Source organism: Bacteroidia bacterium, from assembly GCA_016218155.1.
Lineage (GTDB): Bacteria > Bacteroidota > Bacteroidia > Bacteroidales > GWA2-32-17 > GWA2-32-17.
On the sequence record JACREQ010000059.1, the window covers coordinates 45,421 to 62,741 of the forward strand.

The 17,321-nt window shown below is 31.0% G+C and carries 13 protein-coding genes; 6 read left to right on the forward strand and 7 right to left on the reverse strand.

All coding sequences use genetic code 11. The features are described 5' to 3' along the window. The first annotated feature begins 39 nt into the window (after nt 1-39). The 4 genes from HY951_11025 to HY951_11040 all read left to right on the forward strand — a co-directional run bounded on the left by HY951_11025 (nt 40) and on the right by HY951_11040 (nt 4,767). On the forward strand, nt 40-381 hold the full coding sequence (locus HY951_11025) for a GIY-YIG nuclease family protein (GenBank protein MBI5540582.1): 342 nt from the start codon (nt 40-42) through the stop codon (nt 379-381). 11 nt (nt 382-392) lie between these two features. Further along, complete coding sequence (locus tag HY951_11030; GenBank protein MBI5540583.1) at nt 393-1,682, forward strand: radical SAM protein; 1,290 nt, start codon at nt 393-395, stop codon at nt 1,680-1,682. A 151-nt stretch (nt 1,683-1,833) separates the two neighbouring features. Next, a complete protein-coding gene (locus tag HY951_11035) occupies nt 1,834-2,280 on the forward strand; it encodes a hypothetical protein (GenBank protein ID MBI5540584.1) in 447 nt (148 codons plus the stop codon). A 66-nt stretch (nt 2,281-2,346) separates the two neighbouring features. Further along, the gene (locus HY951_11040) at nt 2,347-4,767 is read left to right on the forward strand and encodes a TonB-dependent receptor (protein ID MBI5540585.1); all 2,421 of its coding nucleotides are present in this window, start codon (nt 2,347-2,349) and stop codon (nt 4,765-4,767) included. 220 nt (nt 4,768-4,987) lie between these two features. On the opposite strand, the gene HY951_11045 is transcribed toward HY951_11040, so the two are convergent. From HY951_11045 to mnmG, 3 genes are read right to left on the reverse strand one after another with little or no spacing between them, the layout of a single operon-like run. Continuing rightward, nucleotides 4,988-6,802: an excinuclease ABC subunit C gene (locus tag HY951_11045; GenBank protein MBI5540586.1), complete on the reverse strand. Its 1,815-nt coding sequence runs from the start codon at nt 6,800-6,802 to the stop codon at nt 4,988-4,990. Nucleotides 6,803-6,811: 9 nt separating this feature from the next. Further along, on the reverse strand, nt 6,812-8,428 hold the full coding sequence (gene ade, locus HY951_11050; protein ID MBI5540587.1) for an adenine deaminase: 1,617 nt from the start codon (nt 8,426-8,428) through the stop codon (nt 6,812-6,814). A gap of 32 nt (nt 8,429-8,460) precedes the next feature. Further along, nucleotides 8,461-10,338 carry a tRNA uridine-5-carboxymethylaminomethyl(34) synthesis enzyme MnmG gene (gene mnmG / locus HY951_11055; protein ID MBI5540588.1) on the reverse strand — a complete coding sequence of 626 codons (1,878 nt, stop codon included), beginning with the start codon at nt 10,336-10,338 and terminating at the stop codon, nt 8,461-8,463. A 395-nt stretch (nt 10,339-10,733) separates the two neighbouring features. On the opposite strand from mnmG, the gene HY951_11060 reads away from it, so the two are divergent. Both HY951_11060 and HY951_11065 read left to right on the forward strand, forming a co-directional pair. Continuing rightward, nucleotides 10,734-12,680, forward strand: coding sequence for a sensor histidine kinase (locus HY951_11060; protein MBI5540589.1), 1,947 nt, complete (start codon nt 10,734-10,736; stop codon nt 12,678-12,680). An 11-nt stretch (nt 12,681-12,691) separates the two neighbouring features. Next, a complete protein-coding gene (locus tag HY951_11065; GenBank protein MBI5540590.1) occupies nt 12,692-13,354 on the forward strand; it encodes a response regulator transcription factor in 663 nt (220 codons plus the stop codon). A 134-nt stretch (nt 13,355-13,488) separates the two neighbouring features. Here the strand turns inward: HY951_11065 and HY951_11070 are convergent, their stop codons facing one another. Genes HY951_11070 through HY951_11085 form a run of 4 tightly spaced genes read right to left on the reverse strand, consistent with a single transcriptional unit; the run spans nt 13,489 to nt 17,270 of the window. Continuing rightward, the gene (locus tag HY951_11070) at nt 13,489-14,460 is read right to left on the reverse strand and encodes a hypothetical protein (GenBank protein MBI5540591.1); all 972 of its coding nucleotides are present in this window, start codon (nt 14,458-14,460) and stop codon (nt 13,489-13,491) included. Between the two features lie 3 nt (nt 14,461-14,463). After that, nucleotides 14,464-15,747: a phosphoribosylamine--glycine ligase gene (gene purD / locus HY951_11075; GenBank protein ID MBI5540592.1), complete on the reverse strand. Its 1,284-nt coding sequence runs from the start codon at nt 15,745-15,747 to the stop codon at nt 14,464-14,466. 60 nt (nt 15,748-15,807) lie between these two features. Then, a complete protein-coding gene (locus tag HY951_11080) occupies nt 15,808-16,143 on the reverse strand; it encodes a hypothetical protein (GenBank protein ID MBI5540593.1) in 336 nt (111 codons plus the stop codon). Nucleotides 16,144-16,151: 8 nt separating this feature from the next. Then, nucleotides 16,152-17,270 carry a hypothetical protein gene (locus tag HY951_11085; GenBank protein MBI5540594.1) on the reverse strand — a complete coding sequence of 373 codons (1,119 nt, stop codon included), beginning with the start codon at nt 17,268-17,270 and terminating at the stop codon, nt 16,152-16,154. Between the last annotated feature and the right edge of the window lie 51 nt (nt 17,271-17,321).

Consider the following 17,321-nt stretch of genomic DNA (forward strand, 5'->3'; position numbering starts at 1 on the left):
CATGAGCGTAGTCGAAGGGGACTAAAAAAGCAGTTCTAAATGAGTCAACTTTGTGTTTATATACTTGAGTGCTCTGATAAATCTTATTATGTGGGTGTAACAAATAACATTGAAAGACGGTTGCTAGAGCATAATAATAGTGAAGTTGAAGAATCTTTTACTTTTTCAAGAAGACCTGTAAAATTAAAATGGGTATCAGAAAATATGGATCCAAATCAGGCTATCGAGCTTGAAAAGACCTTAAAAAAGTGGACAAGAAAGAAAAAAGAAGCTTTAATAAATGAAAATTGGGATTTGCTTAAAACTTATTCTAAATGCCAAAATGAGACTTCACATGAATTCTATAAAAAACCCTTCGACTCCGCTCAGGGTGACTCTTAATAATTTATATAATGAAAATTAATCATCCCGATAAAGTTCCTTATTTGCTTGTTTGTGACGATAAAGGAAATATTTTTGAAGATAAAAGGTATAATGTTATGGGACAAGCGGGAAATGAACCAATAAAGCTTAGTCCACAAGATTTTATCGAATTACCGTTTGGTAGCGATATGTTCTTTTTACCTGGACGAAATCCAATAGGTTATAACATTAAGACAGGACAAACTGAAGTACTTAAATCAAGATTGGCAGTAGCTGCTTTTGTAGCACCCGCCTATACCGTAACACACCATGCGGCATGGAAAACAAATGAAGGAGCTCCTCGTTTACCTCTTTTTGCTTTTTCTGCAGTAGGCTGGCTAAATAATAAATTTTATGTTCCTGCATTAAGAATAGAAGTTGATATAAGACAGGATTGTGATCAGTTTGATCAGAAAAAAGTAATTGCAGGTTCAAAAAAAATGATAAAACAAAAACCTGAAAACAGGTTGGTAAAACATTTATCATATTGCGCACTAGAATATTTCTGTCCGGCAGCAAGAAATTACTTTTTAAATCGTTGGGAAGCACCTTTACCAACATCGCCAACCTGTAATTCACAATGTTTGGGATGTATTTCATATCAGCCAAAAGATCATAAAATCTCATCAACACAAAACCGTATAACATTTGTCCCAACACCTGATGAAATTGCCGATGTTGCTGTTGACCATTTAGAAACTGCGCCAAATCCTGTGGTTAGTTATGGTCAGGGTTGTGAAGGAGAACCAATTTTAGTATGGGAAACGTTAAGAGATGCAGTTTTAAAAATCAGAAAAAGAACTCAAAAAGGAATAATTAATTTAAATACTAATGCAAGTAATCCCAAGGCAATTGAGGAAATGTGCAAGGCGGGTTTGCAGAGCATTAGAGTAAGTATGAATTCTGTTCGTGAAGTCGTTTATAACAAATATTACAAGCCCCGCAATTATTCATTTAAAGATGTTTTAGAAAGCATTAAAATTGCCAGAAAATATAATATATGGATATCAATAAATTATTTTGTTTTTCCGGGAATTACAGATTGCGAAGCTGAGTATTCAGAGTTACAAAAATTTCTTAAAGAATACGATATTAGTATGATACAATGGAGAAATTTTAATATTGATCCCGAATGGTATATTGAGGAAACTGCTTATAAGTTCAATAGTAAAACATTGGGTGTGAGAAATGTAATAGAAAGTGTAAAAAAAGAATTTCCAAAAATTTATCATGGTTATTATAATCCGGGCGAAGAGATTATAAAAAAATATTTGAAATAGTTTAATTATTTAGGATTTTATATTGTTTAGTTTTATTTTATTATATTTGAGTTGAATATCAATCAATATAGTTTTGAAAAAGATTTTCTCATATTTCTTTATCCTTTTTTTCTTTTTCAATTTTTGTTTGTACTATCCTGTCTTTGTTTACATGAAAACCTTAGCAAAGGCGGAGATTAAAAACAGAATAAATAACAACGTTCCAACTAATGAATTAACAATCTTAATGTTTAACAAAGAGGAATATGCAAATTTAGTTTGGGAAGAAAGTAAGGAATTCAGGTTAAATGGAAAAATGTATGATGTTATAAGTACTGTAAAAAATCGAGATGAGTCAATTACAGTATATTGCATTGACGATGAAAGAGAGTCATTGCTATTTGAATTGCACAGTAAACAAATTGACGATAATTCTTCTGATAATAAAGATTCTAAAGCAAAGCATAGGGTTTCCAAAGTTATTTTAAATTATTTTTTCCAATCATTAAATATTATCATACACAATACTATAACACGGTGCAAAACAGAAAATTATTATAATATAAACTGTTTGTCTCCTAATATTGAAGTTAAGTTACCTCCTCCAAAGCACAGTTAATTAATATTATACTTGGTAAGTATTTATGCTTTTGGCAAATATTTAATATTAATTAATTTGATAATTATGAAAAAAATCATAGTGTTATTTGCATTATTGTTTTTTGTTTTTCAAGCTTTTTCTCAAATTGTTACTGTAATTGACAAATCAACCCTTCAATTACTTAGCGATGTTCATGTTTATGGAAAAGAAAAAGCAATGGGGCTAACAACAAATTCTAAAGGACAGATGGATATTTCTGCTTTTAAGAATGAGGATACAATTTATTTCCGTTATGTTGGGTATGCCGAAAGAGTGCTGTCCTACAGTCAGATACAAAAGATGAAGTTTAAAGTAGCTTTATCTGAAAAAACCTATTCAATGGATGAAGTAGTTGTTTCTGCCAGTAGGTTTAACGAAAAAAAATCAGATGTACCCCACCAAATAAGGGTTATAAAAGTTAAAGAATTGGAAATGATGAATCAGCAGACTATGGCAGAAGTTATGCAGGGCACGGGTGAAGTACTTGTTCAAAAAAGTCAGATGGGAGGCGGTAGTCCTATTATGCGTGGATTTGAAGCTAATAAGCTTTTAATGGTTGTGGATGGTGTTAGAATGAATAATGCTATTTATCGTTCAGGTCATTTGCAAAATGTAATATCATTGGACAATTCAATTTTAGAGAAAACTGAAATAGTTTTTGGACCAGGTTCTGTTGTTTATGGAAGTGATGCTCTGGGTGGTGTAATGCATTTTTATACTAAAATTCCGATTATTAAGCATGATGGAGATTCTTCGCTTGTTAAAGCTAATGTATATTCACGTTATTCAACGGCATACAATGAAAAAACAGAGCATATTGATTTTAATATTGCTTTAAAAAAAGTCGGATTTCTGACTAGTGTTACAATTTCTGATTTTGGCGATCTTCATCAAGGTAATATTCGAAACCCATATTATGGAAATTGGGGAAAGAGAGAGTATTATGCAATTAGAATTAACGGTACTGATAGTATGGTTAAAAATTCTGATGCCAATCTTCAAAAACAAACTGCATATAAACAGCGTGATTTTATGGAGAAAATAATTTTCCAGCAAAGTGAAAAAATTTCACATGTTTTAAATATTCAGTTTTCAACTACTTCTGATATACCCCGCTATGATAGGCTAACAGAAATAAGTTCGGGCGGCACATTAAAATATGCTCAATGGTATTATGGTCCGCAAAACAGATTGCTAGCTTCATATAGCTTGAATTTAAAAGCTGATAAAGGTTTTTATAATGAGGGGAGAATAATTTTAGCTTATCAGGACATTACGGAAAGTCGTAATGACAGAAAATTTAATAGTACTAAATTAAATCACAGAAGTGAAAACGTTAAAATATACTCTTTAAATGCAGATTTTGGAAAGAAAATTAAAAAGCAGGAGATACGTTACGGAATAGAAGAAAACTTTAATAAAGTAACCTCATTAGCAAATGTTGAGAATATTTTAACAGGGTTATCAGATCCGTTAGATACCCGTTATCCTGATGGTGGTTCAACTATGCAGACTATTGCAGCATATGTCACTCACTCATGGGAATTTAGTCCAAGATTAATTCTTTCCGACGGAATTCGTTACAGCAACATTAGCTTAAACTCTAAATTTATTGATACAACCTTTTTTAATTTTCCTTTTAAGGATGTTACGGTTAACTCTGGTGCATTTAATGGAAAAATAGGAATTGCATGGACTTTCTGCAATGACTGGAGAATTGCAATGAATGGTTCATCAGGATACAGGGCTCCAAATCTTGATGATATGACAAAAGTATTTAGTTCGGCAGCAGGTGATTTAATTGTTCCAAACCCAAATTTGAAACCAGAATATACTTATAATGCCGAACTGGGATTATCTAAAATATTTAATAAGAAAGTTAAAACAGAGCTTATTGGCTATTATACAATATACAATAACATAGTAACAACAGATTATTCAACCTACGATGGAAAAGATTCTATTTTGTATGAAGGACAAATGAGTCGTGTAACAACATTGGTAAACAAAGCAGAAGCATATATTTGTGGGTTAAGTGGAAGTCTTTCTGCAGATATTACTGATGATTTTTCAATTATATCTTCTATAAATTATACATATGGAAGAATAAGAACCGATACAACTGATTATCCTTTGGATCATATTCCACCTGTATTTGGAAAAACTTCATTTAATCTTCAGATTAAAAAATTCAGAGGTGAGTTTTTTGTAGTTTACAATGGAGCCAAACTATCTAAAAATTATAATCTTATTGGTGAGGATAATGTTATGTATTCTGCAAATCCTGTTGATGGTTATACGCCGGCATGGTATACTTTGAACATAAGAACTGCATGGCAAATTAACAAATATGTTCAGTTACAGCTTGCTTTGGAAAACATTCTTGATCACAACTATCGTGTATTTGCTTCTGGGATTGGGTCACCGGGACGAAACTTTATAGCCACGTTAAGAGGAAGATTTTAGTAAAATGGAGGGTTAAATACCCTCTTTTTTATTTTTTTAAATTAACGTGAGTTCAAAATAAGAAAACGATGTTAGTTCGCCGCGGCGAAGAGTGAAATTCTGAAAGAATTTCGTATCGAAAACTAGTCGTTTTGTTCATTTCGATACAAATTTTCTTCGAAAATTCACTCAATATAACAAAACTTTGTATTCTATTATTTTATTTCGAACTCACGTTAAATTAGGACTTTTCCTTTGGCTGATTTAAGTAGCTCAACAATATAGCAGTTTTTGCTTTTCCAACAACATTCTCAATAGATTCTTCTGTTGCCATTTTAATGTTTTCAAGACTTTTAAATTCTTTTAAAAGTAGTTCAATTGTTTTATCACCAATGCCATCAATTTCTTCTAATTCTGTTTTTATAAATGCCTTTGAGCGTTTATTTCTGTGAAATGTTATTCCAAATCTGTGAGCCTCATCTCTCATTCGTTGAATGAGTTTAAGAACTTCTGAACGTTTATCTAGATAAAGAGGTACTGAATCATTAGGTTTAAAAATTTCTTCAAGTTTTTTAGCAATGGAAATCAAACTTATTTTATCAGCAATTCCTAATTTATTTAAAGACGATAATGCGGCACTCAGCTGCCCTTTTCCGCCATCAACTATTATGAGCTGGGGTAAGTGTTGATTCTCGTCCAAAAAACGCTTATATCGCCTCTCAATGATTTCTTCCATCGAAGCAAAATCATCAGGCCCAACTACTGTTTTTATGTTAAAATGACGATAATCTTTTTTACTAGGTTTTGCGTTAATAAACACAACGCATGATGCAACTGGAAATTCACCTTGAATATTTGAGTTGTCAAAACATTCAATATGAACAGGTAACTCGGGAAGTTGTAATGCTGTTTTTATTTCATCAAGCAAGCGAACATTTACTTTTCCATAATTTGCTTTTAATTTGTTCATTTGCATATCATGGCGGAAAAGTTTCACGTTTTTTTGCGAAAGTTCCAAAAGCCTTAAATTATCACCTCGTTGAGGTACTATAGTTTTAACATTTTCTACCTCAAATTCAGGTTTAAAGGGTACAATAATTTCTTTTGAAGTAGATTCAAACATCTCTCTTAGATTTTGAATAGCTGATAATAGCAGATCTGATTCTGATTCGTCGAGATATTTCTTTAGAACGATGTTATGAGTCTGAATTATTGCACCGTTAACAATACGCAAATAATTTACAAAAGCAGCATCTTCATCATTAATTATTGAGAAAACATCTACATTGCTGATGGTTGGGCTAACAACAACCGATTTACTCTGAAAGGTTTCTAATATCTGCAATTTGTTTTTAAGTTCCTGAGCTTCTTCAAACTTAAGATTTGAAGCTAACATAGCCATGTTTTGTTTTAAGCTGTTAGTTAGCTCAGCAACATCGCCTTTTAATATTTTTATAATCTGTTGAATACTCTCATTATACTTAGTTTTGCTTTGTAAGCCAATGCAAGGGGCCAGACAATTACCGATTTGAAATTCTAAACAAGACTTAAATTTGTTATTTGTTATACTTTCTTCCGTTAAGCTTAAATGACAGTTTCTTAATTGATATAGCTGTTTAATTAGTTCTAATAAAACTTTCAATAAATACCCGGATGAATATGGGCCAAAATATAAAGAGCCATTATTAATTTTAGTTCGGGTTTTAAACAATTTTGGAAATTGTTCATTTGTTATACAAATCCAGGGATATGTTTTATCATCTTTTAATAAAATGTTATATTTTGGTTGAAGCTCCTTAATCAGGTTATTCTCAAGTAGTAAGGCATCGGACTCGGAGTTAACAACCACATAATCAATTTTATATATTTTTGATACAAGAATTCTGGTTTTTGCGTCAGAATGAATTTTCGAAAAATATGAGTTTACTCTTTTCTTTAAATTTTTTGCTTTTCCTACATAAATTATTTTTTCGTCCTTATTTATGAATTTATATACTCCCGGCTTAGAAGGTAAATTCTGAACAATTGACGAAATATTTTCTTTTATGCGTTCCACGTGAAACTATCAATTTTCAAAAAGATGGACAAATTCCAAGGTTCTAATATCAAAAAGTCCCTTGTCTCCAATTTTCAATTCCGGAATTACAAGCAGTGCCAAAAATGACATTGTCATAAATGGTGCATGTAAATTTGTGCAAAGTTCTTTTTTTGCAAAATCAGAAATTGCTTTATATTTTTCGGCAACCCATTCTGCATTTTTTGATGTCATGATTCCTGCAATTTCAAGAGGTAATATTTCTGAATTATTTTTATTGCAAGCAGAAATTCCACCTTTTGATTCGATAACCAAATTTATTGCTTTTGCAATTTCAAAATCAGAATCGCCAATCGAAATTATATTATGACTATCGTGTGCAATTGTACTTGCAATTGCTCCATTTTTTATGTTAAAGTTTTTTACTATTCCAATTACTGGAGTTGCATTTATTTCGTAACGATTTATTACAACTATTTTATTAAATCCAAACTTAAAGGTATTATCATTATTAAAAACTTCAGAGTAATTTAATTTCTCTTTTTGGGTTATAAGTTCTCCATCAATTACAGAAATTATATTGCAAAATTTACCAATATTTTTAAAAGAAATATCTTTTTCAGCAATTGAAGTTGCTTTAAAATTATTTGGAGAAGGAGAAGAAAATTGATTATAATTTTCAGACAATTTTTCCTTACCATTAATATATACCGCTGAAATATTTGAAGCATATTTATCAGTGCAAATTATGAAATCTGCAGCGTCTCCTTTTTGTAAAAGTCCAACAGGTAAATTATAATGTTTAATCGGATTATATGAACAAGTTCTAAGAACATTAAAATAATCCAGATTTTTTTCAAATGCTCTTTTTGCAAGAATATTAATATGTCCTTTTAATAAATCATCAGGATGTGAATCATCGGTGCAAAGCATTATCATTTCGGGATGAGATTCTATTAGTGGAAATAGAGCTTCGAAATTTTTAGCTGCACTTCCTTCTCTAATTTGAACCTTCATTCCAAAGTTAATTTTATCTAATGCTTCTTGAATATTGAAGCATTCATGATCGGTAGAAATTCCACTCGAAATATATTTTTGAATGTCAATTTTACTTAAACCAGGGGCATGACCGTCTACTGGTTTATTATATTTTTTAGCTGCATTTAATTTAGCGTGTACTTCTTTATTTCCAAAAATTACTCCTGGAAAATTCATCATTTCGCTTAGGAAAAAAATCTCCTTTCTTGATAAAAGTTCATCAATATCTTTCGAATTAATTACAGAACCAGAGCTCTCAAATGTTGTTGAAGGAACACAAGAAGGTGCGCCAAAAAATACTTTTATTGGTCCGTTTTTAGCATTTTCTATCATATAGTTTACACCTTCAATTCCAAGTACATTTGCTATTTCGTGAGGATCGGTAACTACCGCAACAGTACCATGTTTTACTACTTGTTTTGAGAATTCAAAAGGAGAAAGCATACTGCTTTCTATATGTACATGTGCATTAACAAAACCAGGTAAAATATACTCATTTTCTTCAACGTTTTTCCTTTCGATTTTTTCGATTACATCTGTAAAAAAGATTTCTCCTTTGTAAATTTCTTTGTTTACAACGTCAACTATATTTCCTTTAATTGTATTCATTTATTTTTGTTTCACGTGAAACTCGACATTTTTTATCTGCCAAGAAATACTAAAAGTATATTTATATCCGACGGAGATACGCCGGGAATTCTTAATGCTTGTCCAATTGTTTTGGGTTGAATTTTAGCTAATTTTTGTCTGGCCTCAGTTGATAACGATGAAAGTTTTTCGTACTCAAAATCGGCAGGAATAGATAGCTCTTCGAATTTCAAAAGTTTGTTCGCAAGTTGTTTTTCCCTTTCGATATAGCCTCTATATTTGATTTCAATTTCGCAGCTTTCTAAAATTTCTGATTTCAATTCGAGTGGAATTTCTTGTTCAATAGGAGCAAATTCTGGAATGAATTTTAGTAAATCTATGACATTTATTTGTGGTCGACCCAGCAAATCTATGGCTTTAATTTTTTGATTTATGGTGGAAGTTCCGGCAAGTTCTAACATCGGATTTACAAGAATTGGATCGACAGAAATGTCTTTTAAAAACGTAGAAATTACAGATGTAAATTTCGTTTTATTTTGTAATACATCGTAACGGTCTTTTGTTGCCAATCCTAAATCGAGACCAATTTTTGTGAGTCGCGAATCGGCATTATCCTGACGAAGTAAGATTCTATATTCAGCTCTTGAAGTAAACATTCTATAGGGTTCGTCGACTCCTTTTGTTACAAGATCGTCAATTAAAACTCCAATGTATGCTTCGTTTCTATTTAAGACTAATGAGGTGGAATTATTAATTTTTTGATGTGCATTTATTGCCGCCATTAATCCTTGTGCTCCGGCTTCTTCGTATCCTGTTGTTCCATTTATTTGTCCTGCAAAAAACAGGTTTTCGATAAGCTTTGTTTCTAATGTTGGGTGCAATTGTGTTGGGTCAAAATAATCGTATTCGATTGCATATCCGGGGCGGAAGATTTTAACGTTTTCTAATCCTTCAATTTTTCTTAAAGCAGAATATTGTACTTCCCAGGGAAGGCTGCTAGAGAATCCGTTTATATAATATTCTTCTGTTTGTTCGCCTTCGGGTTCAATAAATAATTGGTGACTATTTTTATCGCTAAAAGTTACAAGTTTAGTTTCTATACTTGGGCAATATCTTGGACCTGTACTTTGAATTGTTCCGTTAAACATTGGCGAGTCGGTAAAACCAGTTTCAAGTATATTATGAACATCTTTACTTGTATGAGCAATGAAACAACTGCGTTGTGTTAAGTTTGATTTTATTGTTGGCAGGTAACTGAATTTCCCGGCAATTTTATCACCTTTTTGTTCTATTAATTTATTAAAATCAATAGTTCTTCCATCAAGGCGTGCAGGTGTTCCGGTTTTCATTCTTCCAACAGAAAAACCTAATTCTACAAGTTGTGGAGTTAAACCAAAAGAAGCTGCTTCAGAGATTCTTCCTCCCGAAACACTTTCTTTTCCAATATGAATTAATCCGTTTAAAAAAGTTCCATTTGTTAGAACAATTGCTTCAGCAGAAAATTCAACTCCCATTCGGGTTTTTACACCACAAACTTTTTTGTTTTTAATAATTAATTCAATTGCATCATCTTGCCAGAAACTTAAATTTTGAATTGACTCAAGCTCTTTTCTCCATTCAAATGTAAACAGAGTTTTATCGCATTGTGCTCGTGGACTCCACATAGCAGGTCCTTTAGATCTATTTAACATTCTGAATTGAATGGTTGTTTTATCGCTAATAATTCCTGCCAGCCCACCCAAAGCATCAATTTCTCTAACAATTTGCCCTTTTGCAATTCCACCCATTGCTGGGTTGCACGACATTTGCGCCATTTTTGTCATGTCGTGAGTAATGAGTAAAGTTTTTGAACCAAGAGTTGCGGCAGCAGCAGCGGCTTCGCAACCGGCATGACCTGCACCTACAACAATAATATCAAATGAGAGTTCCATGATGCGCAAAGATACAATGAATCTGCTAAATTATTTAATTGTAGTTTAGATGAGATTTATAATCAAAAAAAACCGGCGAGAGCCGGTTTTTTACCTACAAACAGAATTCGAAGTGCAATAAGAAAAATTTTCACTTCGCTAAAATTTCATAAACCAAAATGAAATTTTAAACCAATTACCCTTACTTTCTTAACTATGAAAACAGGTACAAAATTGATTTATTATAACGATTAATCAAGAGGGGTAGCACCTTTTGTTTATTATGGAATGAAATTTTATTAAATATTACTGTTGAAAATAATAGGTGGATAATGATAATTATAAACTTTATTATTAATATTTTGTGTAGTTAATATTTGTAATTTATGAGCCTATCCATTTCAAAAGATAATTAAATGAAAATTAGGTTAATAATTTGTCTCCTATATGTGTTAATTTTTAATTTATGCTTTGCGCAACAGCAAACAGATATAAAGCACCTGTTATTAGATGTAAAGGATGCCTCTTTTTTTGATTCTACATTGATGTTTCGCAAGGGACAGGAAGCCATTTCACTATCTTCGTTAAATGAAACAAAAGCTGAAGTACATTTATATTATGGAAGCTATTTTTTTTATACTCATAGGTTAGAAAAAGCAATTGAATATTTTAAGCTAAGTCTAAAAGAAGCAGAATTAGCTAAGTCAAGACATTGGATAAATCTGGCAAAAATCAGATTAGTATATATGCAATTTGAAAAAGGAAATAAAATAAAATCAGAAAAAGCATTATATCAGCTACTTGAAATAGCTCAGCTTGAAAAAGATTATAGCAATATTCTTGAATTGTATAATTTGTTAGGGATAATAAAAGAATCAAAAAATGAAATAAAAAAAGCAGCAGAATTGTATTATAGCGGTTTGTCATTATCTGAAGAAAAAAAACTTGAATATTATCAGGGCGTATTTAAAAATAATCTTGGTTTAATAAAACTTGGTTCTGGCCAGATAAAAGAAGCTTTGTCAGATTTTTATGTTGGTTTAAAGTTAGCCGAGAAAGGGAATAATAAAAGGTTGGCAAATCATTTAAAACTAAATATTTGCTTGGCTCAAATACTTAATAAAGAGTCGGACAAAGCAAGGGTTGTTTTAAATGAAGCAATAATATATACCAAAAACAATAATTTACCCAGAGAACTTTCAAATATTTATGCTAATACAGGAAGTACATTTTTTAACAACAAAGAGTATGATATTGCAAATTGTTACTATGATTCTTCAATTGCAATTCTAAATAAGAATAATTTATTAAACGAATTGTCTCATGCATATATGGGAAAGATTTTAATTCTTTTTGAAACTAATAATATTACAGAAGCTGAAAAGTATTTAGAACTTACAAACGAGGTAATTGTAAGAACAAATAACCTAGAAGCAAAATCTAATTATTGTTATTTGTTATATAAGAAAGAATTTATAAAAAAGAATTACGAAAAGTCACTGGAAAATTATTTAAATTATATAAAAATCAGGGACAGTATAAATAATAATCTGAATAATAAGATTATAGAGGATTTGCAGTATAACTATAAGGTTCAACAAAAGGAAGCAGAATTAGAGAAAGAGAAGACCAGATCTATGTTACTTGAAATAAGTAATCAAAAAGAAAAAAACAATAAATGGCTTGTAATTGGTATTGCAATAATAATATTAATAACAATAGTAATATATTATTATAACAGGTACTTACGAAAATTAAAAGAAGAACAAGAGCAATTTAGCCGGTTGTTAATAATGAATATTGAGCAAGAGCGAAAAAGAATTTCAATGGATTTGCATGATGATATAGGACAGTCTCTCTCAATTATTAAATCAAAAGTAATTAACAACTTGCAATCTGATGAAATTCAAGATGAATTGGCAAAAGTAATTAATCAAACCAGAGAAATTTCAAGAAATTTATATCCTTCAAATCTTGAAAAAATTGGATTAATTAGAGCTATTGCCTCTTTAATGCAAGACCTTCAATCATTAAAAACATTGGAATGTAGCTATGATATTGATGAATCGGTACTCTCATTGTCCATAGATATACAAACAAATATTTTTAGGATAGTTCAGGAATGTGTTAATAATACGATCAAACATTCAGGTGCATCGGGTTTAAAGGCTTCAATTAAAAAAATTAATGATGAATTTGTTTTTACATATATGGATAACGGAATAGGGTTAAAAAACAAAAGAAATATAGGAGGGATGGGTATCTTGTCAATTCAGGAAAGGGCAAAGATTATAAACGGAAACGTTGAAATAGAAGAAAAAAACGAAAAGGGATTCAGGTTAACACTTAAATTTAAACAATAATAATTCGAACAATGAAATTACTTATTGCAGACGATCATCCTATTTTCAGAAGTGGGTTAAAAAGTATTTTGCAAGAAAATTTTAATAACGTTATAATTATTGAATGTAAGAATGGAGTTGAAGCTCTTGAGGGTATAAAAAGAGAAAATCCGGATGTTTCAATACTTGATATTAATATGCCCGAGATGGATGGATTAGAACTGTGTAGTTGTGTTATTCAAGAGTCGCTTTCTACAAAAGTGGTAATATTAACAATGTATAGAGATAGTGAGATGCTTAAAAAAGCTTTTCATTTAGGAGCTTTTGGTTACTTGTTAAAAGATTTTGCAACAAAAGAAATAATAGAATGCATTGACCATGTTCTTAAAGGGATAAGATATATTGGTCCAGGTCTCGACAAACACTATACTGCATATTTACACGAGGATAAAATTAAAAAGGACATTATTGGATTACTTAAATCGCTTTCACAGGCAGAGTTAAAAACTCTTAAACTTGTCAGTCAGAATAAAACTTCAAAAGAAATAGCCGAATTACTTTTTCTTTCAGAAAAAACAATTGAGAATTATCGTTCACGAATATGCCAGAAATTACAATTACCACCCCGGAACAATAGTTTATTGCTTTGGATTGCTGAAAATAAAGAATTGTTAGCGGTTACAAGCGAGTTTTAACTTGGTTTCAATGAGATTTAATAGTTATTATTTATCAATTCTAATCAGATTGCAAAGCGATGTTTTTATCAAATAAGGGGCTGGTAACCCTTTTTAGGTTATAAATAATTTAATAAAACAATTATTAAAGCATATTAAATCCCCTGAATTTGTAATAATACTTGGATAACAATGATCAAAACAATAAAAAAGTCAGCATAATAATGTTTTCTTATTGAGGCCATTGAAATTGACACAAAAAAGGAAAGTGGAATTATTAGAAAAGAAAGTAATCCCATATCCGAATATGGACTTAAAAGCAATACTGCAAATAGAATAAAAGCAATAAGAAATGAAAAGAAATATCTTCTTATCACAATTTTTTTAAGGCTACCCGAGAAGAGTGTTTTTGTAATTCCCCAAAAAGAAAAAAGTCCCAAAAACAGCCACCAAGAAAATTCTTTTATGCCGCTTAACTTAATATAAGTTAGTGCAAATACGTTATTAAAAAAATCCAAAAAAGATTGTTCTTGATTTAATAATAAAAAGATTGCATGTGTAAAAATAAAAGGCAATAAAAAACCAATTAAAACTGTAAAAAATTCTCTGAAACTAAATGGGCGCAATAACACTATAGTTGCCCAACAGAATATCAATAAAAGGACTGAAGGAAAATATATTAATGCTGATAATCCGGTTAAAAAGCCGGCATTAAAAACCAACTCAAACACTCTGCTTTGATGATAAACTTCAAATAAATTTCTAACGATATAAATAAAAAGAAGCATTGCAATAAGTGATGTGCCCTGAGATGAGATCCACTGAATCTGACTAGAAAATGAAATGAAGATTATAGATGGTAAAACGTTTCCTGTTGTTCCATGAAAATACTTTGTTGTAAATGGAATTAATGTTAATGAGATTATTATTATTGTTATTAAATTAATTAATCCTCCAAATGGATATGTGAAAATTTCCTGAGGTAATTGTGAGAAAATAATGCTTTTACTGTTATTCCAGACTACAGGGTTTATTCCTAAAAAAAACGACCACCAACCAGCTAAAACAACAAGTGGAATTATAAAGAAATTTGATGGAACTGATGTGTTTATTAGTTTTGAAAACATACATTATATAAATTCGTAACCTATATCTTTTCTGAAATAAATCCCATCAAATTTAATGTTCTGTAAGGTGTTAACTGAAGTATTAACTGCAGATTGAATATCTTTACCAGAGGAACTTACTGCCAATACTCTTCCCCCATTTGTTAAAATGTCATTATTATTGAACGTTGTTCCGGAATGAAAGACTAAACTCTCAGTCTCATTTTTAAGTCCAGAAATAATTTTTCCTTTTTCAAAATGTTCAGGATAACCTTTTGAAGCAGCAATAATTGTTGCAAAAGTTTCTTTTTTTATTTCAATGTGTTGTTGATCTAGCTTTTTTAATGCAGTTGCTTCAAGCAAATCCACAAAATCATTTGCTATGCGCGGTATAACAACCTCTGTTTCAGGGTCACCCATTCTGATGTTATATTCTATTACATAGGGGTTGTTATTTGAAATCATTAATCCAATAAAAATAAATCCTTTAAAATTAATGTTTTCCGCTCTTAACCCATGAATTGTTCTGTGTATTACCAAAGTATCAATTTTCTTTTGTAATTCAGGATTAAGGAAAGGAACTGGAGAAACTGCTCCCATACCACCTGTATTTAAACCAGTATCACCCTCACCAATGCGTTTATAGTCTTTAGCTTCTGGCAGTAAAACATAATTATGCCCATCAGTTAATACAAACGTTGACATTTCAATACCTTCCAGAAATTGTTCTATTACAACAGTCTTACCGGCCTCGCCAAACTTACCTGCTAAAATTTCTTTTAAAGAATTTATTGCTTCATCTCTTTTATGTATTATCAAAACTCCTTTTCCAGAAGCTAAACCATCAGCTTTTAAAACGTATGGTGGGTTAAAAGTGGATAAAAATGCAATTCCTTCATCTAAACTATGCTCGGTTACAATGTGATATTTTGCAGTAGGGATATTGTATTTTACCATAAACTGCTTTGAGAATGATTTACTTCCTTCTAAACGTGCACCGGATTTTCCTGGAGCAATTATTAAAACGTCTTTTAGCAAGTCATCATTTTCAAAAAAGTCTGTAATACCATTTACTATCGGATCTTCTGGTCCGACTAGAACCATGTTAATATCATTCTTTAAAACAGCGGATTTAATTGCTTCAAAGTCATTAACAGAAAGTAGAATGTTTTCAGCAATTTCTGAAGTTCCTGCATTGCCAGGTGCAACAAAAAGTTTATTAATTCTTGAACTTTGTTTTATTTTCCAAGCAAATGCATGTTCACGTGCTCCAGAGCCAATAATAAGGACATTGTATTTTGAAATCATTATGTATTCTTTATATTTTCAATGCTGTACAATTAATATTATTAAGAAATTATACTTATTTTAAAGTTTATATCTTATTTTTAGTGATCTGAAAAGAAAAACAAGTGAGGATCCTGCAGTAAAAAGAGCTACTGATCCCAATATAATAGCTAGCCTTACCCATTGTTCCCCATAAGCATGTCTTTCTTCAATTGAAACGAAGATCGTTCTAATCCATTCTAAAGAAGCTAAAATAAGAAGTAGCTGAATAGTTCTTGCTATCCACATTTTTTTAATAAATAAAATAAATGGAATAGCAAGAATTAAAATAACTATAAAGTATAGACCTGTTCTTAAAAAATGAGCTGCAATAAGCAAAAACGAAACAAAAACAGGCAATAGCTTAAGTCCATTCATGTACTTTGTTATTTGCCGTAAGTATTATATAGCCAAATAACTCCACCAATAATTACTAATCCTGCTAGTATAGCAAGACTAATCTTAATCCAGCTCCATGGTCGTTCTCCCTGTACTTCACCGGTACGTCCATTCACAAGGAATCTATATATTTTATCATTATAACGATAAGCGCTAATCCAAACAGGTAAAAGAATATGTTTAAATGTAATATCGTTATATGATGTGCTTAATGTTGAAATTCTTTGATGATCGCCACCAATATCTTTGTTAACAGTATTACGAATAACAGGTTCCATTTTAGTTTTTGCTTCAGTAAAACCGTCTTTCATGTCAATCTGATAAGTTTCAGTTCTAAAACCGCTTAAGAATTTTTCATCATAGTTTATTAATTCTTTTAAATCCCACGGTTCCAGTTTTTCTGTATGGGTTTTTGGAAGTGACTTACTTGCTAAAACTAGAACATCGTCAAATGTATTGTTAACACTGCCACTAACAGAATGCCAGCGGGTTTTTGTTACTGTTCTGGTTTTTGTTACAGATTTTCCGTTTTCGGTTGTCGTATAGGTTTCAGTTGCCTGATAATCATCTCCACGTTCACCGGTATATCTCGAATAAGTTTTAGAGTCGTAAGTCCAGTAAGGAATATACATTCCTTTTAACTTTTCCTGTTGAGTTGCAAACTTTTTTAAATCGGAAGGAGCAAACCATAATTTTCTTAACCATGTTTGAAACTGACCAAATGCTTTATTAGTGTCAATTTTGAATGGAAGTAGAGAGCCTGGTTTTACAATGGATTGAGAAGTTGGATTCTTAACAACTAGCACACTTCCGCAAAAAGGACAAAGTTCAGAAACAACGTTTGGGTCGAAAGTGGTTTGAGCACCACATCCTTCGCAACGTACAGTACTAATTTCCTGTTTCTGAATGTTAGCATATTTCTCAGATATAAATGATTCAAAATCTACTTCCTGAACAGCGTCATTTTTAACTTCTATTTCGTTTTCTGCTCCACAGTATTCGCACTTTAATGAAGTTGTTCCTGGTGCAAAAGTCAATTTTGCTGCACAGTTTTTACAGGTAACTTCGGCCTGATTTGTTGTTGACAGTTTTACTTCTTCTTCCATAAAAAATAAAGTTCAAAAAAAAATTTGAATTATAATAATGTGCAAAAAATA